The sequence below is a fragment of the Streptomyces ficellus genome (assembly GCF_030406405.1).
GTDB lineage: Bacteria > Actinomycetota > Actinomycetes > Streptomycetales > Streptomycetaceae > Streptomyces > Streptomyces ficellus_B.
On the sequence record NZ_JAUEPL010000005.1, the window covers coordinates 117,101 to 138,334 of the forward strand.

Consider the following 21,234-nt stretch of genomic DNA (forward strand, 5'->3'; position numbering starts at 1 on the left):
GGGGGTTCTCCCTTCCCGGCGTGGGTACGTGTATGTCCAACTCACGCTGGAATCAGTCGTATTCGGAGGGTAGTCGTCAACCCTCGTACATGTGTGGTGAATCCCGCCACCGGGATACACGAGTGTGATGCGGGGACGATAGGGTTAATGTGCAGCGGCCGGGTGCCCTCGTACGGGTGGGGAGTGACATGGAACAGATAACAGTGCGCAGCAGGCCTCGTGTGCCTGCCATCACGTGCGGGAGCAGCGCGACCAGTTCGCGCCTCGACCGGCATCTCTCGGTGCTCGGCGGTCCGGCCGTCCCGCAGCGTGAGACGGCCGAAGCGACCCTGCTCATGCGGGAATTGACATCGCGTGACGTCGCCCACACGAGCAAGAGCGCACGCGTCAGGCTCTTCGCCCCGCTGCGCCGCCTGCGCCGCTCCCTCTTCGGCAACCACGGCTGACCCGGGGCGGAAGCACCCACCGCCCCTGACGACACCCGCACGCCGACCGGCCCGTACCCACCCGCTGCGCAAGGTCACCCCGGCTACGGGCCCACGGTCCGCAGCCGGGCGACGGCCGGGGCGGGGCCGTGCAGGGTTGTCCCCGCAGAGGATCGCGGCGAAGGTTGGGCTCCCCATCCGACGTACCCAAGGCCGTCGGCCTCAAGGAGACGAGCCGGGAGGGGCCACGCCCCCACCGGCAGCAGCCCGCACCGCCCGGGCAGTGGCTCCCCGCTCCTGGGCACCAGCTTCCCCACCGCCCCCGACAGTAACTCCCCGCCCCCCCCGGGCCGGACGTCAGGCCACCACACCCTCCCGCCGTAGCACCGCCCGTGCCTCCTCCGGGAGCCCCAGCTCCCGCAGCACCGCGTCCGTGTGCTCGCCGAGCGCCGGAACCGCGCCCATCCGGGCCTCCGGTCCGCCCGGCAGTGTGATCGGCGGCAGCATCGCCCGCAACGGACCGGCCGGCGTCGCCACCTCCCGCCACCGGTCGCGCGCGGCGAGCTGCGGGTGGGCCGCCACGTCCGCGACCGTGTTGAGGCGGGCACACGCGATACCCGCCGCCTCCAGGCGCTCGATCGCCTCCGCCGTCCCCAGCGCGGCCAGCGCCTGCGCCACCACCGCGTCCGTCTTCTCGCGGTGCGCCACCCGCGCCGTGTTCGTCGCGAACGCCGGATCCCCGCCCAGCTCCGGCCGGCCCAGCACCGATTCGGCCAGCCGCCGCCACTCGCGGTCGTTCTGCACCGACAGCAGCACCTGACCGCCGTCGGCCGTCGCATAGGCGTCGTACGGCGCGATGACGGCGTGCGCGACGCCCGTGCGCGCCGGGGCCTCGCCCCCGTGCATCCCGTGGTGCAGCGGATGCCCCATCCACTCGGCCAGCGACTCCAGCATGGAGATCTCCACCGGCCCTCCCCGGCCCGTCGTCGCACGCCGCAGCAGCGCCGCCAGCACCCCGGAGAAGGCGTACATCGCCGCCGCGATGTCGGCCGCCGGGATCCCCGCCTTGACCGGCTGCTCCGGCGTCCCGGTCACCGACACCAGGCCCGCCTCGCACTGCACGAGCATGTCGTACGCCCGCTTGTGCGCGTACGGGCCGCCCGCCCCGTACCCCGACACGTCCACCGCGATCAGCCGTGGGTGTGCCGCGCACAGGGTCGCCGCGTCCAGGCCGAGCCGGGCCGCCGCGCCCTGGGCCAGGTTCTGTACGAACACATCGGCTCCGGCGACGAGTTGGCGTACGACCTGGATGCCACGCGGGTCCTTCAGGTCCACCGCGAGGGATTCCTTGCCCCGGTTGCACCAGACGAAGTGGGAGGCCAGGCCGGCCGCCGCCGTGTCGTAGCCGCGCGCGAAGTCGCCGCCGTCCGGCCGCTCGATCTTGATCACCCGGGCGCCGAGGTCGGCGAGCTGGCGGGTGGCGAAGGGCGCGGAGACGGCCTGCTCGACGGCGACGACGGTGATCCCGTCCAGGGGCAATGGCGGCTGAGTGCTCATGACAGCCGTACCTATCGTGTACGTGCCACCCTTGTCACCCCTCCCGGGCCGCGTACCCGCGTACCCCGCGTACCGCCAGTGGGGCGCACACCGCCCACAGTGCCTCGGCCGAACGCTCACAGGAGCGCCAACTGTCCCTCCGGTCCCTCTTCGTGCGGGTCCAGTACGGACGCGGGGCGGCGGACTACGGCGGGGGCGGGGAGCACGCCCGCCTTGCGGAGGTCGGTGCGGGTGATCAGCGCCACGCCGGCCAGGTCCGGTTCATCCGACTCCAACGCGGCCTGGAGCGCCAGGACCGTGATCAGTTCCAGCAGCTCGGACGTCCACTCCTGCGGCCAGGCGGCCGGGCCGATCGCCTCCAGGGAACCCGGCTCGGCGGCCGGCGCGGCGCGGCGCTCGAACCACAGCTCCAGCATCCGCACGCCGCCCACCCGGTAGTCCCAGGCCTCGGCCGGTACGGGAGAGACCCGGCCCCCGTCGCCGACGTGCAAGGTCTCGTCGTCCGCGTCGTACGTCAGCGTCGCCGGGCGGGGCGGGATGGCGGCGCGGACGTACGGGCGGCGGCCGCCGGGCAGCCGTGGGCGTTCGCCGCCACGGGCGCCGCGCACCTGGACGGCCGTCATACGGTGGCCCAGCGCCACGCCGGAGGCCCACACCCCGGGGTCGGCGGGCAGCGGCACGGCGCACCCGGCCGGGGAGGGGCGGGCGGCGGCCACCGCCCAGGCCAGCACGTCCTCGGGGGCGACCTCGCAGCCGTACCGCCCGCTCAGCAGGCCGGTCAGCCCGGGCGTGACGTTCGGCTCCAGGCCGCCCGGCCGCCGGTACAGCGGCCGGATGCGGCCCGGGCGGCCCGCCGGGGAGCGGCCGTCCGGCAGCGCGGCCGTCACCAGCAGCGCGGGCCCCGGCGCCCTCGGCACGTACCCCTGCTCGACGGCGAACAGCTGCCGCTGGTCCGCCACCCGCCACAGCTCGGGCCGCGCCACGTCGATCAGCCGGTGGTCGGGCAGCAGCCACTGCTGGTCGAACGGCCCGTGCGCCAGCCGCACCGGCTCCGGGCACGGCCCCGCCTCCCGCGACAGCCTGACCGTCGCGGTGCGCTGCCCCGGCAGCGCGGCGACGGAACTCGCGAGCGTACGCGCGCGGCTGGGCCGGAACAGGGCCTCCCGCTCATCGCCCACGGCCCGCACCAGCGCGTCCCAGCGGGCCCGCAGCGTCGCCGCGTCCGGGGCGACGACCCAGCCACGCCCCAGCCGCAGCGGCGCCACGGACCAGGGCATCAGGTCGTCGAGCAGCGGCACATCATCGGTCACGGCCCGCATGCTAGTGACCGCCCTCAGTCCGCCTCCACCGTGACCGTGAACGAGAACCGGTCGCCCCGGTAGCGGATGCGCGCCACATCCACCACCCGGCCGTCCCCGTCGTACGTCACACCCGTGTAGTGCAGGATCGGCGACAGCAGCGGGACCTGGAGCAGTTCGGCCGTCTCCGGGTCGGCGAGGCGCGCCTCCACCGTGTCGGTGATCCGGCTGATGCGCACCCCCACCGCGTCCCGCAGGACCTTCGTCATCGGCCAGCGCTCCAGGTCGGCCAGGTCGATCCCGGCCGCCACGTCCGGACGTACCGCGTTCTCCGCCCAGTTGGTCGGCTCACCGCTCTCGCCGTCGCAGCGCAGCCGCTTGTACGTGATGACCTGCGTCACGTCCGGGAAGTGCTCGGCCAGTTCACCCGGCACCCCGGCGGGGCCGTGACCGAGAATCGCCGTCCGCTCCCCCGACTGCTGCGCCACGATCGCGTCGATCGAACCGAGCAGCCGGCGCGGCGTGCTGCGCCGGGCGCCCGGCTCGATGAACGTGCCGCGCCGGCGGTGCCGGCTGATCAGCCCCTCCGCCTCCAGCTCCTTGAGCGCCTGCCGCATGGTCAGCACGCTCACGCCGTAGTGCGCGGCCAGTTGCTCCTCGGTGGGCAGCCGCAGCGAGGCGTCCGGCGCCCGCCCGAGTATCGAGGCGCGCAGGGACTGCGAGACCTGGTACCAGAGCGGGAGCTTGCGGTTGAGGACCAGCGAGTCGGGGGCGAAGGCGGTCACTTTTCCTCCGTACTACGGCCGAAAGTGGCGCTCCAGACCCTGCCATACGTCGTCGTAGCCCCGCTGCAGGTGGTCCGCGTTCGCCGCCTGGGCGGTGGCCGTGACGGGCCAGCGCGTCTCGAACATGAAGGCCAGACCGTCGTCGACCTTCTGCGGCTTCAGCTCGGCGGCGCTCGCCTTGTCGAACGTCTCCCGGTCCGGGCCGTGCGCCGACATCATGTTGTGCAGCGAGCCGCCGCCGGGGACGAAGCCTTCGGCCTTCGCGTCGTACGCGCCCTCGATCAGGCCCATGTACTCGCTCATCACGTTGCGGTGGAAGTACGGCGGGCGGAAGGTGTCCTCGCCGACCAGCCAGCGCGGCGCGAAGACGACGAAGTCGACGCCGGCGAGGCCGGGGGTGTCGGACGGCGAGGTGAGGACGGTGAAGATCGACGGGTCGGGGTGGTCGTACGAGATCGTCCCGAGGACGTTGAAGGTGCGCAGGTCGTAGACGTACGGGACGTGGTTGCCGTGCCAGGCGACGACGTCCAGCGGCGAGTGGTGGTACGTCGCGGTCCACAGGTTGCCGCAGAACTTGTTCACCACCTCGATCTCGCCCTCGGCGTCCTCGTAGGCGGCGACGGGCGCCCGGAAGTCGCGGGGGTTGGCCAGGCCGTTGGCGCCGATCGGGCCGAGGTCGGGGAGCTGGAAGGGCCGGCCGTAGTTCTCGCACACGTACCCGCGCGCGGTGTCGTCGAGGAGCTCGACGCGGAAGCGCACGCCACGCGGGATCAGCGCCACCTCGCCGGGGCGGGCGGCGAGCACGCCCAGCTCGGTGCGGAGCAGCAGACCGCCGCGCTCGGGCACGATCAGCAGCTCGCCGTCCGCGTCGCTGAACACCCGCTCCATGGGGGCGTTGGCGTGGTAGAGGTGCACGGCCATGCCGGTGCGCTGGGTGGCGTCGCCGTTGCCGCCGAGCGTCCACAGGCCGGCCAGCCAGTCGGTGCCGGGAGCCGGGTCCGGCAGCGGGTTCCAGCGCAGCCGGTTGGGGTCGGGGACGGTCTCGGTGAAGGGGGCCGTGCGGATCGCGCCGTTGTCGGTGCGCGTGAAGGGCGGGTGCGCGGCGGACGGGCGGATCCGGTAGAGCCACGTGCGGCGGTTGTGGGCGCGCGGCTCGGTGAACGCGGAGCCGCTCAGCTGCTCGGCGTACAGGCCGAGTGGTGCCCGCTGGGGCGAGTTGCGGCCCTGTGGCAGCGCGCCCGGCAGGGCCTCGGAGCTGTGCTCGTTGCCGAATCCGGAGGCGTACTCCAAGCCTTCGGCGATCTTCCTCGCCTGTTCGTTCGCGTGTTCGGCGCCGTCACTCGTCATCGCCCGCTCCTGCCGCTGCGTGTGTCACCAAAAGAATCCTATGCAAGACCGTAGGATTCCGCGCGGTCCCGCGTCAACGGGGGCAGGTCTTGGACGGCCCGGACGGGACGGAGGTTCCACCCGCCGGGCACGGCATCACGCCTTCCGTGCGGCCCGCCGGGCGACCCGGAGCTGATGGTCCAGACCCGGCGGCTGCTCCACGCGTATCGGGGGCCGACTCCGGACTGTGCCAGGGCATCGCCACCGTGCGTACCGGTCGGTATGCTCGGCCGGGTTCGCGCGTTGTCGCCGCTGCCGCTCCGGGGAGGCCCCCATGCCCACCGCCCTGCGTATCTGCCCGCTCTGCGAAGCCACCTGCGGGCTCACCCTCACTCTCGACGGCAACCGGGTCACCGGCGCGCGCGGGGACCGGGAGGATGTCTTCAGCCGGGGGTTCATCTGCCCCAAGGGCGCCTCGTTCGGCGAGCTCGACGCCGACCCGGACCGGCTGCGCGCACCTCTCGTACGCACGGACGGCACCCTCCGGGAGACCACCTGGGAGGAGGCCTTCGGGCTCATCGCGCGCCGCGTGCCGCCGCTCGTGGAGCGGTGCGGGGCGAACGCCGTGGGCGTGGTCCTCGGCAACCCCAACGTCCACACCATGGCCGGCGGCCTCTACCCGCCCGTCCTCCTCGGCGCCCTGCGCACCCGCAACGTGTTCACCGCCTCCACCCTCGACCAGATGCCCAAGCACGTCTCCACCGGCCTGATGTTCGGCGACCCGTACGCCGTGCCCGTCCCGGACCTCGACCGCACCGCCCACCTGCTGGTCATCGGCGCCAACCCGCTGGACTCCAACGGCAGCCTGTGCACCGCCCCCGACTTCCCCGGCAAGCTCAAGGCGCTGCGCGAACGCGGTGGCACCCTCACCGTCGTGGACCCGCGCCGCACCCGCACGGCTCGCCTCGCCGACCGGCACGTCGCCATCCGCCCCGGCACGGACGCGCTGCTGCTCGCCGCGCTCACGCACGTGCTGTACGAGGAGGGCCTCACCGGACTCGGGCCGCAGGCCGCGCATGTGGAGGGCGTCGCGGAAGTCCAGGCGGCGGTAGAGGAGTTCACACCCGAGGCCGTGGCCGCCGCGTGCGACGTGGACGCCGGCACCATCCGTACGCTCGCCCGCGAGCTGGCGGCGGCGCCGGCGGCGGCCGTGTACGGGCGGATCGGCGGCAGCACCGTCGCGTACGGCACCCTCACCAACTGGCTGGTCGACGTCCTCAACGTACTGACCGGCAACCTGGACCGGCCCGGCGGCGCGCTCTTCCCGCTCTCCGCCACCGCCCCGGCGCCCCGCCCGGCCGGCCCCGGCAAGGGCTTCGCGCTCGGCCGCTGGGCGAGCCGGGTGTCCGGCCACCCCGAGGCCAAGGGCGAACTGCCCATGGCCGCCCTCGCCGAGGAGATCGAGACCCCGGGCGACGGCCGGGTCCGCGCGCTCATCTCCATCGCCGCCAACCCCGTCCTCTCCGCGCCGGACGGTGACCGCCTCGACCGCGCGCTCGGCGAACTGGACTTCATGGTGAGCGTCGATCCGTACCTGAACGAGACCTCACGCCACGCCGATGTGGTCCTGCCCCCGCCGCCGCCCGCGCAGAGCGCCCACTTCGACTTCGCGTTCAACGGCTTCGCCGTACGCGACCAGGTCCGTTACAGCCCCGCCGCCCTCCCCCTGGAGACGGGACGGATGGACGAGTGCGAGATCCACGCCCGGCTGATCCTCGCGGTCTCCGGCATGCACGGCGCCGACCCCGGGGCCGTGGACGACATGGTCGTCGAGCGCACCCTCGCCAAGGCCGTCACCGAGCCGCACTCACCCGCGTACGGGCAGGACCCCGAGGAGTACGCGGCCCGGCTCACCGGCCGCACCGGCGCCGAACGGCGCCTGGACCTGATGCTGCGCCTCGGCCCGTACAGGCTGACCCTGGACCGGCTGCGCGAGGAGCCGCACGGCATCGACCTCGGCCCCCTCAAGCCCCGTATCCCGCAGCTGCTCAAGACCCGCAGCGGCCGCGTCGAGCTGCTGCCCGCCCCGATCGCCGCCGACCTGCCCCGGCTGCGCGCCGCACTCCGGGAGCGGCCGGCCGAACTCGTCCTCGTCGGCCGCCGCCACCTGCGCTCCAACAACAGCTGGATGCACAACATCCGCACCCTCAACCGCGGCAGCAACACCTGTACCCTCCAGGTCCACCCCGACGACGCGGCCCGCCTCGGTCTCGCGGACGGCGCGCCCGCCCGCGTCCAGGCCGACGGCGGAGAGATCCAGGCCCCGGTGGAAATCACCGACACCGTACGCAGGGGAGTGGTCAGCCTCCCGCACGGCTGGGGGCACGACCGGCCCGGAACGCGGATGTCGGTCGCCGCGGAGCGTCCCGGCGTCAACGTCAACCAGCTCCTCGACGGGACCCGGCTCGACCCCCTGTCCGGCACCGCCGTGCTCAACGGCTTCCCCGTGCATGTATCACCACTGCGATGACCTGGGGTTTTGCTCGTATTGCTCACACGTCAACACCTTGTTAACGGCTCAACGCGACACCTAACGTCATCCGAACCGCCGCCCCCGGTGGAGTTCAAGGGTGAACGTTAGGTGTCCTCCATGCTGACAATCCTCGGATTCGTCATGATCGCGACCTTCCTGGTCCTGATCATGATGAAAAAGATGTCGCCGATCGCGGCGCTCGTCCTCATCCCCGCCCTCTTCTGCGTCCTGGTGGGACAGGGCGCGCAGCTCGGCGACTACGTCATCGAAGGCGTCGGCAACCTGGCGCCCACCGCCGCGATGCTGATGTTCGCCATCGTCTACTTCGGCGTGATGATCGACGTCGGCCTCTTCGACCCGATCGTCCGGGGCATCCTGCGCTTCTGCAAGGCCGACCCGATGCGTGTGGTGGTCGGTACGGCGGTGCTCGCCGCGATCGTCTCGCTGGACGGCGACGGCTCCACCACCTTCATGATCACCGTCTCGGCGATGTACCCGCTCTACAAGCGCCTGAAGATGAGCCTGGTGGTGATGACCGGCATCGCCGCCACCGCCAACGGCGTGATGAACACCCTCCCCTGGGGCGGCCCCACCGCCCGCGCCGCCACCGCCCTCAAGCTCGACGCCGGCGACATCTTCGTACCGATGATCCCCGCCCTCGCCGTGGGTCTCCTCTTCGTCTTCGTCCTCGCCTACGTCCTGGGGCTGCGGGAGCGCAAGCGCATCGGCTACCTCAGCCTGGAAGAGGTCCTGGAGCCGCAGTCCGAAAGCGTGCTGGTCAAGGCCGGCGGCGGCGAGGAGCGTCCCCCGGCGGCCCCCACGGGCGGCGGCACGGGAGACGGAGGCCAGGGCGGCGAGGGCGGCGAGGCAGGCGACGGCGACGGCCCGGGCGGGGGCTTCCAGGGCCTCGACCCGAACCGCCCCACCCTCCGCCCCAAGCTGTACTGGTTCAACGCGGCCCTCACCGTGGCGCTGCTCACCTCCATGATCATGGAGCTGCTGCCCATTCCCGTGCTCTTCCTCATCGGCGCTGCCCTCGCCCTCACGGTCAACTTCCCGCACATGCCCGACCAGAAGGCCCGGATCGCCGCCCACGCCGACAACGTCCTCAATGTCGCCGGCATGGTCTTCGCCGCCGCCGTCTTCACCGGCGTCCTCACCGGCACCGGCATGGTCAAGCACATGGCCGACTGGCTCGTCGGCGCCATCCCCGAGGGCATGGGCCCGCACATGGCGCTCGTCACCGGCCTGCTGAGCCTGCCGCTGACGTACTTCATGTCGAACGACGGCTTCTACTTCGGCGTGCTGCCCGTCCTCGCCGAGGCCGGTGCCGCACACGGCGTCTCGCCGCTGGAGATCGCCCGTGCCTCGCTCGTCGGCCAGGCCCTGCACATGTCCAGCCCGCTGGTGCCGGCGGTGTACGTGCTGGTCGGCATGGCCAAGGTCGAGTTCGGCGACCACACCCGGTTCACGGTGAAGTGGGCCGCGCTCACCTCGCTGGTGGTGCTCGGCGCGGGAATCCTCTTCGGCATCATCTGATGCGGGGGAACCGGTACTGGCTGCTGCGCCTCGTCATCGCCTTCTGCTTCGCGCAGGCGGCGGTGTCGATGGCGCGGCCCGCCGTTTCCTACCGGGCCCTGTCCCTGGGCGCCGACGAGCGCGCCATCGGCCTCATCGCGGGCGCCTACGCGTTGCTGCCGCTGTTCGCCGCCGTACCGCTGGGGCGCAGGACCGACCGGGGGCGGTGCGCGCCGCTGCTGCCGGCCGGGGTCGCGCTCATCGCGGGCGGGTGCGCGGCGAGCGGTACGGCGGGCTCGCTGGGGTGGATGGCGGCGTGGAGCGGCGTCATGGGGCTGGGCCACCTGTGCTTCGTGATCGGCGCGCAGTCGATCGTCGCCCGCCAGTCGGCCCCCGCCGAACAGGACCGCAACTTCGGCCACTTCACCATCGGGGCCTCCCTCGGCCAGCTCGTCGGACCGGTCGCGGCGGGCCTGCTCATCGGCGATGACATGGGCGGCACCAGCGCCCTCGCCCTGGTCGTCTCGGCGGCCGTCGCCGCCTTCTCCGTCGCCTCGCTGTGGCGCGTCGAGCACCGGGTGAACACCGGGCACGCGCGCGTGGAGCCGGACAAGGTGCCCGTGCGCCGCATCCTGCGGACGCGGGGAGTCCCGGCCGGGATCCTGATCAGCCTCGCCGTACTGTCCGCGACCGACGTCCTGACCGCCTACCTGCCGGTCATCGGCGAACAGCGCTCCATCGCCCCGGCCACCGTCGGCCTGCTGCTGAGCCTGCGCGCCGCCGCCACGATCGCCTGCCGGCTGGTCATGACCCGGATGATCCGGCTCATCGGCCGTACGGTGCTGCTGACCGTGACGTGTCTGCTCGCCGGTCTGCTGTGCGCGGGCATCGCGCTGCCCGTCCCGGTGTGGGCGCTCGCCCTCATGCTGGCCCTGCTCGGCTTCTGCCTCGGTGTCGGCCAGCCGCTGTCGATGACCACGGTGGTCCAGGCCGCCCCCGCCGAGGCCCGCTCCACCGCCCTCGCCCTGCGCCTGACGGGCAACCGTCTCGGCCAGGTGGCGGCCCCCGCGTCCGCCGGACTGGTCGCCGGACTCGCCGGAACGGCCGCCCCGTTCGTCATGCTGGGCACCCTGCTCCTGGCGGCGGCGGGCCTGGGGGTACGGGTGGGGCGGGTGCCCGACGCGGTCCGTACGACGCGGACGGGCCGCCGCGTGCCGCGTCAGCGGGCCTGACGCCGGCTGCCCGGCGCCTCGCCGAGCAGCGTCCGGCAGTGGGCGATCAGCCCTTCCAGGGCCACCTCGAACGCCGCGTCGGCCCGTCCCGCGCCGACCGCCGCCAGGGCGCGGGCGAGCTGCGGGGTGCTGATCTCCTCGGGCAGCTCCCACATGGTCTCGGGGGCGGCCAGGTCCAAGGCGGAGCCCAGGACCAAATTCTCCAGGCCGGTGAGCACCGGCATGACGTCCGCCGCCGCGAACCCGGCACCCAACAGCAGGCCCACGGCCCGCTCGTACTGCTCAAGCACCTTCGGCGCCCGTACCGGTGACGTCATCAGCAGCGGGATCGCGCGCGGGTGCGCGGCGAAGGCCGCGCGGTAGGAGCGCGCCCAGGCGGCCAGGGCCGCGTCCCAGGGCGCCGCGTCCAGGGTGGCCGAGTCGATCGCCTCGCAGATCCGCTCCCGCATCAGCTCCACGATGCCGTCCCTGCCGTCCACATGGTGGTACACCGAGCCGGTCTGCGCGCCCAGCCGCCGGGCGATCCGCGGCACGCTGAACTCCCCGTGCGCGTCGACCAGTTCGAGCGCCGTCGTGGTGATGCGTGCCCGGTCGAGCAGTGGTGTGCGCGGCCGTCCCATGGCGCAGCCTCCTGTCATCAGGTCTTCCCGGATGCCCACACGGAGGCTACATTGCCGAAACCGAAAGCCTTTAGGTTTTCCTTTCCCGGGCTTCCGCTCCGCTTGGTTCCGCTCGCGTTCCACTCGGGTTCACCAGCCCAACAGCCCAATAGCCCCGCCTTCCGTACGCAGAAGGGCTCACCCACACCCATGTCCGTGACCTCCAAGGCGTCCCCGGAGAGAGCCGAGCAGCGGCCCGACCGGGGCCGGCTCCGCACCGGCACCCTCGGCACCGCCGACATCACCTTCTTCGTCGTCTCCGCCGCCGCCCCGCTCACCGTCATGGCGGGCGTCGCCCCCATCGCCATCGTGCTCGGCGGCATCGGCGCCCCCGCCGGCTATCTGATCGCCGGCATCACCCTCGCCGTCTTCGCCGTCGGGTTCACCACCATGAGCCGCCACGTCCGCAGCGGCGGCGCCTTCTACGCCTACATCACCCAGGGCCTCGGCAAGCCGGTGGGCATCGGGGCCGCGCTCCTCGCCGTGGTGGGCTACAACGGCATGGAGATCGGGGTGTACGGGCTCCTCGGCACCGCCACCGCCGACACCGCCCACGCCCTGTGGGGCCTCGACATCCCCTGGCTGCCCGTCTCGCTCGCCGGGCTGGTGCTCATCTGGTACGGCGGCTACCGCTCCATCGACTTCGGCGCCAAGGTCCTCGGCGTCCTCCTCGTCGCCGAGACCGGCATCCTCGTCCTGCTCGCGGGCGGCGTGCTGCTCAAGGGCGGCGCCGGCGGCCTCTCCCTCGCCTCCCTCGCGCCCGGCAACGTCCTGGTACCCGGCACCGCCGCCGTCCTGGCCTTCGCGTTCCTCGCCTTCACCGGGTTCGAATCCACGGTGATCTACCGCCGTGAGGCCCGTGACCCCGGCCGCACCATCCCCCGGGCCACCTATATCGCCGTGTGCTTCCTCGGGCTGTTCTACGCCTTCATCGTCTGGACGGTCATCCAGGCCTTCGGTGACGAGCGGGTCGTCAAGGCGGCGAGCGACGACGCCGGCGGCCTGTTCTTCTCCGCCATCGCCACCTACGTGGGCGGCTGGGCCGCCGACCTGATGCACATCCTCATCGTGACCAGCATCCTGGCGTCGCTGCTGGCCTTCCACAACGCCATCAACCGCTACAGCCTGGCGCTCGCCGAAGAGGGCATCCTGCCCAAGGCCCTCGCCAGGATCCACCCCCGGCACGGCTCCCCGTACCTCGCCGGGGCCGCCCAGGCCGTACTCGGCCTGGCCGTCGTCCTCGCCTTCGCGCTCGCCGGAGCCGACCCGTACACCCAGCTGCTGCTGTGGGTCAACACGCCCGGCGGCATCGGGCTGATGGCGCTCCAACTGCTCGCCGCCCTCGCCATCCCGGTCTACTTCCGCCGCGTCAGCCACAACGAGGGCGTCGTGCGCACGGTCGTCGCGCCCGTGACCGCGGCCGTGCTGCTCACCGCCGCGATCGGGCTCGTCGTCGCGAAGATCGACCTGTTCACCGGCGCCTCCACCACCGTCAACACCGTCCTGGTCGCCCTGGTCCCCGGCGTGTTCGTGCTGGGCGTGCTGCTCGCCCTCCGGCTGCGGCGCAGCCGCCCCGAGGTGTACGCGCGGTTCGCCGAAGAGCCCACCGAATCCCAGCCGTAGGAGTACGTACGTGTCCGCACCCGACCTCGTCCTCACCGGAGCCACGGTCCGCACCCTCGACCCCGCCCGCCCGCACGCCACCGCCGTGGCGATACGCGACGGGCTGATCGCCGCCGTGGGCGACGCCGCCGACGCGCGCGACTGGACCGGCCCCGGCACCGAGACCGTCGACCTCACCGGAGCCACCCTCACCCCCGGCCTCACCGACTCCCACAGCCACCCGGTCTGGGGGCTGGAGATGGCCACCGGACTCGACCTCTCCCCGGTCACCGACCTCGACGGACTGCGCGCGGCCCTCCACGGCGCCGAGCGCACCGAAGGCTGGGTCGTCGCCCACGGCCTGGACCACAACGCCTTCGGCGGCCGCCCCGTCGACCGCGCCCTCATCGAGGACGTACTCGGCGACACACCCGCCTTCATCCGGCTGTACGACGCGCACTCCGCCCTCGCCAACGGAGCCGCCCTGCGGGCCGCCGGAGTCGACGGGCCGCGCGCCTTCGCGCAGCGCGCCGAGGTCCGGTGCGACGCCGATGGCCGGCCCACCGGCCATCTCATCGAGCACGCGGCGATGGCCCTGGTCACGGCGGTGATGCCCAAACCCTCGTACGGCCGGCGGCGTGCCCGGCTCGTCGAGCTGCTGACCGCCATGGCCGCCACCGGCCTGACGGGCGCGCACGTCATGGACCTCGGCGACGGGGACGTACCGGATCTGCTGGCGTCCGTGGAGGAGGCGGCGGACCTGCCGCTGCGGCTGCGCCTGGCGCCCTGGTGCATGCCGGGGGCGGACAGGGAGGCGCTGGACGAGCTGGTCGCCCTCCAGCGGCTGCGCGGCCGGAACTGGCTGGTCGGCGGCGTGAAGTTCTTCATGGACGGCACCATCGAGGGCGGCACGGCGTGGCTGGAGCACGCCGACTGCCACGGCGGCGGCACCGAGGCGTTCTGGCCGGACCCGGCCGCGTACAGCGCGGCCGTGCGCCACCTGCACGCGGCGGGCGTACGCACCGCCACGCACGCGATCGGTGACGCCGCCGTGCGGCACGTCCTGGACACCGTCCAGTCGCTGGGCGCGGGCGGCCGGCTCGCGCACCGGATCGAGCACATCGAGACCGTCCCCAGTGACCAGATCGCCCGGTTCGCGGAGCTCGGCGTCATCGCCTCGATGCAGCCGCCGCACACCGCGTACACGCGCGCGGACCACACCGACGAGTGGTCCAGGCGGCTCGGCGACGAGCGGGCGTCGCGCGCCTGGCGCTGCCGCGACCTGCGGGACGCGGGGGCGTACCTGGCGCTCGGCTCGGACTGGCCCGTCGCCCACTACGACGCCCGGCAGGTCCTCGCCACCGCCCGTGCGCCACGCGGGGCCGCGGCGGCGGGCCGGGCACTGACCGGGCTGATGGCCCTGGAGGGGTGCACCACGCACGCGGCGGTCGCGGCGGGGGAGCAGGCCGTGGCGGGCCGGATCGCGCCGGGCCTGCGCGCCGACCTCACGGCGTTCGCGGTCGACCCGGTCGACGCCCCGGCCGACGAGGTCGCGGACGCGCCGATCCGGCTGACGGTCTCCTCGGGACGGGTCACGCACCGGGCGCCGTAGAGCCCGGATCCGGCCGAATCCGGTGTTTCGGCCGGATCGCGCGGCGGCGGGCTGCCAGAGTGATCGGCGCTCACGCACCCCAGCGCGGAAAGGGCTCACCCGCCATGCCGGTCCTGTCCACCACCCGCTCCCGCCTGGCCGTCACCACCGTGACCGTCCTGCTCGCGGCCGGTGCCCCCACCGCGTACGCCACGCTCGGCGGCGAGCAGCAGCCCGCCGCCGTGGAGACCTCCGCCCGCGGCTCGGCGTACCTGGAGACGCGGCTGTTCTTCGGGACCGAGCGGCCCGACGGAGGTCCGGACGTGACGGACAAGCAGTTCATGGCGTTCATCGACCGCGAGGTGACCCCCGGCTTCCCGGACGGGCTGACCGTGCAGGACGGGCGCGGGCAGTGGCGGGACGCGAGCGGGAGGATCGAGCGGGAGCGTTCGTACGAGCTGATCCTGCTGTACCCGGCGGCGGAGGCGAAGGGCCGCGATGCGAGGATCGAGCGGATCCGCGACGCCTACGAGCGCGCCTTCGGCCAGGAGTCGGTCGCCAGGCTGGACGAGCTGACCCGCGCCGACTTCTGATGTGACGCGGCCGGTTTCCGATGTGACGCGGTCGGTACCCGAGCCCCTGGCGCAACCAAAACTACCGCCGCTAGTTTGGGGTCGACGGGCGAGCAGGTCGACCAGCGAGCAGGCCCCTAAGGAGAAGCGGATGAAGGCCCACGACGGGATGTACATCGGCGGCGCGTGGCGACCCGCCGCCGGCACCGGCACCATCGCGGTGGTGAACCCGGCCGACGAGCAGGTCATCGCGCATGTACCGGCCGGCACGGCCGAGGACGTGGACGCCGCCGTGCGGGCCGCCCGCGCGGCCTTCCCCGCGTGGGCCGCCACCCCGGCCGCCGAGCGGGGCGCCCGGATCGCCGCGCTGCGCGATGTGCTGGTGGCCCGCAAGGACGAGATCGCCGAGACGGTCACGGCGGAGCTCGGCGCGCCGCCCGCGCTCGCCCGGAAGGTCCACGTCGGCCTGCCGATCGTGGTCGCCGGGTCGTACGCCGAGCTGGCCACGGCGTACGCCTTCGAGGAGAAGGCCGGCACCTCCACCGTCCTGCTCGAACCGGTGGGTGTCGTGGGCGCCATCACGCCCTGGAACTACCCGCTGCACCAGATCGTCGCCAAGATGGCCCCCGCCCTGGCCGCCGGCTGCACGGTCGTCCTCAAGCCCGCCGAGGACACGCCCCTGACCGCCCAGCTGTTCGCCGAGGCGGTGCATGAAGCGGGGCTGCCCGCCGGGGTGTTCAACCTGGTGACGGGGCTCGGCCCGGTCGCGGGTCAGGCCCTCGCCGAGCACGACGGCGTCGACATGGTGTCCTTCACCGGCTCGACCGGCGTCGGGAAGCAGATCGGCGCGCTCGCCGGTGCCGCGGTCAAGCGCGTCGCCCTCGAACTGGGCGGCAAGTCCGCCAATGTCATCCTGCCGGGCGCCGATCTGGCCAAGGCCGTGAACACCGGCATCGCCAACGTCATGTCCAACTCCGGCCAGACGTGCAGCGCGTGGAGCCGGATGCTCGTCCACCGCGACCGGTACGACGAGGCCGTCGCCCTCGCGGCCGAGGCCGTCGCCGCCCACGTGCCGGGGGAGCGCGTCGGCCCGCTGGTCAACGCCAGGCAGCGCGAGCGGGTACGCGGCTACATCGAGCAGGGCGTGGCCGAGGGCGCGCGGCTCGTCGCGGGCGGCCCCGAAGCACCCCTCGACAAGGGCTACTACGTCAGCCCCACCGTCTTCGCCGACGTCACCCCCGACATGACCATCGCCCAGGAGGAGATCTTCGGCCCGGTCGTGTCGATCCTGTCGTACGAGGACGAGGAGGACGCCCTGCGGATCGCCAACGGCACCGTCTACGGCCTGGCCGGCGCGGTGTGGGCCGCGGACGACGAGACGGCCGTCGCGTTCGCGCGCCGCATGGACACCGGCCAGGTCGACATCAACGGCGGCCGGTTCAATCCGCTCGCACCCTTCGGCGGCTACAAGCAGTCGGGCGTCGGGCGCGAGCTCGGCACGCACGGCCTCGCCGAGTACCTCCAGACCAAGTCCCTCCAGTTCTGAGCCCGGGAGACCCGCGATCGTGATCCGAGCCGCCGTCCTGCCCGCCATCGGTGCCCCGCTGGAGATCACCGGCATCGAACTGCCGGAGCCCGGCCCCGGCCAGGTGAGGGTCCGCCTCGCCGCCGCCGGTGTCTGCCACTCCGACCTGTCCCTGTCCAACGGCACCATGCGCGTGCCCGTCCCCGCCGTCCTCGGCCACGAGGGCGCCGGTACCGTCGTCTCCGTCGGCGAGGACGTCACCCATGTCGCCCCCGGCGACGGCGTCGTCCTCAACTGGGCGCCGTCCTGCGGTGCGTGCCACCACTGCGGGCTGGGCGAGGTGTGGCTGTGCGCCGACGCCCTCAGCGGCGCGGCCGGCGTGTACGCGGTCACCGGGGACGGCAGGCGACTCCACCCCGGCCTGAACGTCGCCGCGTTCGCCGAGGAGACGGTCGTCGCCGGCAACTGCGTACTGCCCGTGCCGGACGGCGTCCCGCTCACCGACGCCGCCCTGCTCGGCTGCGCGGTCCTGACCGGGTACGGGGCGGTCCACCACTCCGCGCGCGTCCGCGAGGGCGAGTCGGTCGTCGTGTTCGGCGCCGGCGGGGTGGGCCTCGCCACCCTACAGGCCGCCCGGATCGCGGGCGCCGGGACCGTCATCGCCGTCGACGTGTCGCCGGAGAAGGAGGAGCTGGCCCGCCGGGCCGGGGCCACCGAGTACGTCGTCGCCTCCGACACCACCGCCAAGGACATCCGCAGGCTCACCGGGGGGCAGGGCGCCGACGTGGCCGTCGAGTGCGTCGGCCGCGCCGCCACCATCCGTACCGCCTGGGACTCCACCCGGCGGGGCGGCCGCACCACGGTCGTCGGCATCGGCGGCAAGGACCAGCAGGTGACCTTCAACGCCCTGGAGCTCTTCCACTGGGGCCGCACGCTCTCGGGCTGTGTCTACGGCAACTGCCGCCCCGCCGAGGACCTCCCCGTCCTCGCCGGGCACATCCGGGCCGGACGCCTCGACCTGAGCGCGCTCGTCACCGAGCGGATCGCGCTGGACGGCATCCCGGCGGCCTTCGACAACATGATCGCGGGCAAGGGCGGCCGCGCACTGGTCGTCTTCTAGCACCCTCTCAGCCTTGTAGGGCTTCCTTAAAAGCACCCCGGCCGCGTCGCGCGGCCGGGGTGCTCGTGCCGCCCGGGGCGCGTCAGGGAGAAGCGGAATCGTTGCGGTACAACCCGTTGACCGCCATACCAGCCGGTCGGTACGGTCCCGGACAACTCAAGGCGCCGCCCCCCTTTCGTCCCCCGCACCCATCGGAGTGTGCACCGCATGGACACGGCACCCTCTTCCTCCGCCCCCCTCACCACCACCGAGCCATCCGGCAGCCACCGCCGCAGGGTGGCCACCGCGGCCGCCCTCGCCTCCGCCGTCGAGTGGTACGACTACTTCGTCTTCGGCATCGCCGCCGCCCTCGTCCTGGGCGACCTCTACTTCCCGGCCGGCAGCGCGTCCGCAGGCGTCCTCGCCGCCTTCGCGACCTTCGCCGTCGGCTTCCTCGCCCGCCCCATCGGCGGGATCATCGCGGGCCAGCTCGGCGACAAGCGGGGCCGCAAGCCCATGCTGGTGCTCGCCCTCACCCTGATGGGCCTCGCCACCACCGGGATCGGGCTCCTCCCCACGTACGAGACGATCGGCATCGCCGCTCCACTGCTGCTGGTCCTCCTGCGCGTCCTCCAGGGCATCGCGGTCGGCGCCCAGTGGGGCGGCGCGATGCTCATGGCCACCGAGTACGCCCCCGAGGGCAAGCGCGGCCTGTACGGCAGCCTGGTGCAACTCGGCGTCCCCATCGGCGTGGTGACCGCCAACACCGTGTTCCTGGTCGCGGGCGCGTTCACCAGTGACGCGGCGTTCGCCGCCTGGGGGTGGCGGGTGCCGTTCCTCGTCGGCTTCCTGGTGCTGGGGCTCGCCTGGTACATCCACAGCCGGGTCGAGGAGACGCCCGAGTTCAAGGCGGCCGAACAGGCCCTGGCGGAGCGGGAGAAGACCGAGACCCGCTCCCCGCTCAGGACCATCCTGCGCAGCCACCTCGGTACGGTCTTCCTGGCCGGCGGCTCCTTCGCCGTCAACACCGCCACCTTCTACATCATCATCACCGGCGTGCTGGACTACACCACCCGTGAGCTCGGCATGAAGCGGAGCGCGGTCCTCACCGTGTCCCTCTGCATCAGCCTCACCCAGCTCGTGCTGATACCGGCCGCGGCGGCGCTGTCCGACCGGATCGGGCGGCTGCGCATCTACGCGCTGGGCGCGGTCGGCCTGCTGGTGTGGGCGATCCCGATGTTCCTGCTCATCGACACCAAGTCGCTGCTGTGGCTGGCCGTCGGCACCTTCGTCACCAGCTGCTTCCTCAGCATCATGTACGGGCCGCAAGCGGCGCTATTCGCCGAGCTGTTCACCGCGGAGATGCGCTACACCGGGGCCTCGCTGGGCTACCAGATCGCCGCCGTGTTCGGCGGCGGCCTGGCGCCGTTCATGATGGTGCTGCTGCTGGAGGCCACCGGCACCTCGATGGCCGTCTCCGGCTACATCATCGGCCTGGCCGTGATCGCGCTGATCTCCATCAAGATCCTCGCCTCACGGGCCGCTTCCCGCTGACGGCAACCGCGCTCCCGGTCACGGCCCCCGGTCCCGTGGCCGGGAGCGCTCCTACGCCTCGGTGGGCGCCGAACCGTCCCGGGTCCGTACCGCCTCGTACTGGATCATCAGGCCGTCCAGCAGCGCCCGCAGCCCCGTCTCGAAGGCGCCTTCGTCCACCTTCTGCTGCCGCTGGGCGAGCAGGTGCGCCTGGCCCAGGTGGGGGTAGTTCGCGGGGTCGTAGGCCGTCTCGTCGTCGACGAAGCCGCGCGCGAAGGAGCCGAGCGCCGAGCCGGTGATGAAGTACCGCATGAGCGCGCCGATGTGGGTGGCCTGGGCGGGGGGCCAGCCGGCCCGGACCATCGCGCCGAACACGGCGTCGGCCACGCGCAGCCCGGCCGGGCGGCGGCCCGGGCCCCGGGCGAGGACCGGGACGATGTTGGGATGGTCGGTGAGGGCCGCGCGGTAGGAGAGCGCCCAGTCGTGCAGCGCCGTACGCCAGTCCCGGCCGTCGCCCTCGTCGAACATCGACAGGTCGACCTTGGCGCTCACGGAATCCGCGACGGCGTCGAGGATCTCGTCCTTGTTGCGGAAGTGGTTGTAGAGCGAGGGCCCGCTGACGCCCAGTTCGGCGGCGAGCCGGCGGGTCGAGACCGCGTCCAGCCCCTCCGTGTCCACGAGCGCGCCCGCCGTGGCGACGATGCGTTCTCTGCTGAGGAGGGGCTTGCGCGGTCGGGCCATGCGGCACATAGTAGGGCCTGCCAGTAAGAAACTAGCAGTGATAGTTAAATGTGGGGTGTCGCGCATGAACCTGGAGCTGAGCGAGGAGCAGACAGCCGTCCGCCGGCTCGCCGAGGACTTCGTCCGGCGCGAGATCGCCCCGCACGCCGTGGCCTGGGACCGCGCCGAGAGCGTCGACAAATCGATCGTGAAGAAGCTCGGTGACGTCGGCTTCCTCGGCCTCACCATCCCCGAGGAGTACGGCGGTTCGGGCGGCGACCACCTCACGTACTGCCTGGTCACCGAGGAACTCGGCCGTGGCGACTCGTCCGTGCGCGGCATCGTGTCCGTCTCCCTCGGCCTGGTCGCCAAGACGATCGCCGCCTGGGGGAGCGAGGAGCAGAAGCGGCAGTGGCTGCCCCGCCTCACCCGCGGTGCGGCGCTCGGCTGCTTCGGCCTCACCGAGCCCGGCACCGGCTCCGACGCCGGCAACCTCACCACCCGGGCGGTGCGCGAGGGCGACGATTACGTGATCAGCGGCACCAAGATGTTCATCACCAACGGCACCTGGGCCGACGTGGTGCTCCTCTTCGCCCGTACCCATGACACGCCCGGCCACCGGGGCGTCTCCGCCTTCCTCGTCCCCACCGACACGCCCGGCCTGACCCGCCGCACCATCCACGGCAAGCTCGGCCTGCGCGGCCAGGCCACCGCCGAACTGGTCCTGGACGGCGTCCGGGTGCCCGCCTCCGCGCTCCTGGGCCCGGCGGGCAAGGGCTTCTCCATCGCCATGTCCGCGCTGGCCAAGGGCCGTATGTCGGTCGCCGCCGGATGCGTCGGCATCGCGCAGGCAGCGCTGGACGCGGCCGTACGGTACGCGGGGGAGCGCGAGCAGTTCGGCAAGCCGATCGCCTCGTACCAGCTCGTACAGGAACTGATCAGCGACATATCCGTGGACGTGGACGCGGCGCGGCTGCTGACCTGGCGGGTCGCCGATCTGATCGACCGGGGCGAGGAGTTCGCCACCGCCGCCTCCACGGCGAAGCTCTTCGCCTCCGAGGCCGCCGTGCGCGCGGCCAACAACGCCCTCCAGGTCTTCGGCGGTTACGGCTACATCGATGAGTACCCGGTCGGCAAGCTGCTGCGCGACGCGCGCGTGATGACGCTGTACGAGGGCACCAGCCAGATCCAGAAGCTCATCATCGGCCGCGCGCTGACGGGCGTTTCCGCGTTCTGAGTACTTTTGCTGACGACCTCTG

General features: G+C 72.9%; 17 protein-coding genes. 11 read left to right on the forward strand and 6 right to left on the reverse strand.

Going from position 1 to position 21,234, the window contains the following annotated elements:
- Positions 1 to 188: 188 nt before the first annotated feature.
- Complete coding sequence (locus QWM81_RS05635) at positions 189 to 446, forward strand: hypothetical protein (RefSeq protein WP_290110401.1); 258 nt, start codon at positions 189 to 191, stop codon at positions 444 to 446.
- 336 nt (positions 447 to 782) lie between these two features.
- Here QWM81_RS05635 and QWM81_RS05640 read toward each other — a convergent pair whose 3' ends face one another.
- The 4 genes from QWM81_RS05640 to hmgA form a co-directional block, all read right to left on the reverse strand.
- Positions 783 to 1,982: a CaiB/BaiF CoA transferase family protein gene (locus QWM81_RS05640; protein WP_290110402.1), complete on the reverse strand. Its 1,200-nt coding sequence runs from the start codon at positions 1,980 to 1,982 to the stop codon at positions 783 to 785.
- A 116-nt stretch (positions 1,983 to 2,098) separates the two neighbouring features.
- The gene (locus QWM81_RS05645; RefSeq protein ID WP_290110403.1) at positions 2,099 to 3,301 is read right to left on the reverse strand and encodes a type ISP restriction/modification enzyme; all 1,203 of its coding nucleotides are present in this window, start codon (positions 3,299 to 3,301) and stop codon (positions 2,099 to 2,101) included.
- 14 nt (positions 3,302 to 3,315) lie between these two features.
- Positions 3,316 to 4,065 carry a GntR family transcriptional regulator gene (locus tag QWM81_RS05650; protein ID WP_290110405.1) on the reverse strand — a complete coding sequence of 250 codons (750 nt, stop codon included), beginning with the start codon at positions 4,063 to 4,065 and terminating at the stop codon, positions 3,316 to 3,318.
- Positions 4,066 to 4,077: 12 nt separating this feature from the next.
- Positions 4,078 to 5,412: a homogentisate 1,2-dioxygenase gene (gene hmgA, locus QWM81_RS05655; RefSeq protein ID WP_290110407.1), complete on the reverse strand. Its 1,335-nt coding sequence runs from the start codon at positions 5,410 to 5,412 to the stop codon at positions 4,078 to 4,080.
- A gap of 313 nt (positions 5,413 to 5,725) precedes the next feature.
- On the opposite strand from hmgA, the gene QWM81_RS05660 reads away from it, so the two are divergent.
- The 3 genes from QWM81_RS05660 to QWM81_RS05670 all read left to right on the forward strand — a co-directional run bounded on the left by QWM81_RS05660 (position 5,726) and on the right by QWM81_RS05670 (position 10,674).
- Positions 5,726 to 7,921 carry a molybdopterin oxidoreductase family protein gene (locus QWM81_RS05660; protein ID WP_290110408.1) on the forward strand — a complete coding sequence of 732 codons (2,196 nt, stop codon included), beginning with the start codon at positions 5,726 to 5,728 and terminating at the stop codon, positions 7,919 to 7,921.
- A gap of 120 nt (positions 7,922 to 8,041) precedes the next feature.
- Entirely contained in the window at positions 8,042 to 9,463 is a 1,422-nt protein-coding gene (locus QWM81_RS05665; RefSeq protein ID WP_290110409.1) for a CitMHS family transporter, read from the forward strand.
- A complete protein-coding gene (locus QWM81_RS05670; protein ID WP_290110410.1) occupies positions 9,463 to 10,674 on the forward strand; it encodes an MFS transporter in 1,212 nt (403 codons plus the stop codon). Before QWM81_RS05665 ends, QWM81_RS05670 begins: the two co-directional genes overlap by 1 nt.
- On the opposite strand, the gene QWM81_RS05675 is transcribed toward QWM81_RS05670, so the two are convergent.
- A complete protein-coding gene (locus QWM81_RS05675) occupies positions 10,662 to 11,294 on the reverse strand; it encodes a TetR/AcrR family transcriptional regulator (RefSeq protein WP_290110411.1) in 633 nt (210 codons plus the stop codon). The two genes, QWM81_RS05670 and QWM81_RS05675, sit on opposite strands and share 13 nt — an antisense overlap.
- A 189-nt stretch (positions 11,295 to 11,483) precedes the next feature.
- Between QWM81_RS05675 and QWM81_RS05680 the strand changes: the two genes are divergently transcribed.
- The 6 genes from QWM81_RS05680 to QWM81_RS05705 all read left to right on the forward strand — a co-directional run bounded on the left by QWM81_RS05680 (position 11,484) and on the right by QWM81_RS05705 (position 19,276).
- Entirely contained in the window at positions 11,484 to 12,956 is a 1,473-nt protein-coding gene (locus tag QWM81_RS05680; protein WP_290110412.1) for an APC family permease, read from the forward strand.
- A gap of 10 nt (positions 12,957 to 12,966) precedes the next feature.
- On the forward strand, positions 12,967 to 14,547 hold the full coding sequence (locus tag QWM81_RS05685) for an amidohydrolase (protein ID WP_290110413.1): 1,581 nt from the start codon (positions 12,967 to 12,969) through the stop codon (positions 14,545 to 14,547).
- A 104-nt stretch (positions 14,548 to 14,651) separates the two neighbouring features.
- Entirely contained in the window at positions 14,652 to 15,119 is a 468-nt protein-coding gene (locus QWM81_RS05690) for a DUF3574 domain-containing protein (protein ID WP_290110414.1), read from the forward strand.
- A 130-nt stretch (positions 15,120 to 15,249) separates the two neighbouring features.
- Positions 15,250 to 16,644 carry an aldehyde dehydrogenase family protein gene (locus tag QWM81_RS05695; RefSeq protein WP_290110415.1) on the forward strand — a complete coding sequence of 465 codons (1,395 nt, stop codon included), beginning with the start codon at positions 15,250 to 15,252 and terminating at the stop codon, positions 16,642 to 16,644.
- 19 nt (positions 16,645 to 16,663) lie between these two features.
- Positions 16,664 to 17,743: a Zn-dependent alcohol dehydrogenase gene (locus tag QWM81_RS05700; protein ID WP_290110416.1), complete on the forward strand. Its 1,080-nt coding sequence runs from the start codon at positions 16,664 to 16,666 to the stop codon at positions 17,741 to 17,743.
- A 207-nt stretch (positions 17,744 to 17,950) separates the two neighbouring features.
- Entirely contained in the window at positions 17,951 to 19,276 is a 1,326-nt protein-coding gene (locus QWM81_RS05705; RefSeq protein ID WP_290110417.1) for an MFS transporter, read from the forward strand.
- A 51-nt stretch (positions 19,277 to 19,327) separates the two neighbouring features.
- Here the strand turns inward: QWM81_RS05705 and QWM81_RS05710 are convergent, their stop codons facing one another.
- Entirely contained in the window at positions 19,328 to 19,996 is a 669-nt protein-coding gene (locus tag QWM81_RS05710; RefSeq protein ID WP_290110418.1) for a TetR/AcrR family transcriptional regulator, read from the reverse strand.
- A gap of 64 nt (positions 19,997 to 20,060) precedes the next feature.
- On the opposite strand from QWM81_RS05710, the gene QWM81_RS05715 reads away from it, so the two are divergent.
- Entirely contained in the window at positions 20,061 to 21,212 is a 1,152-nt protein-coding gene (locus QWM81_RS05715) for an acyl-CoA dehydrogenase family protein (RefSeq protein WP_290110419.1), read from the forward strand.
- The last annotated feature ends 22 nt before the right edge of the window (positions 21,213 to 21,234 follow it).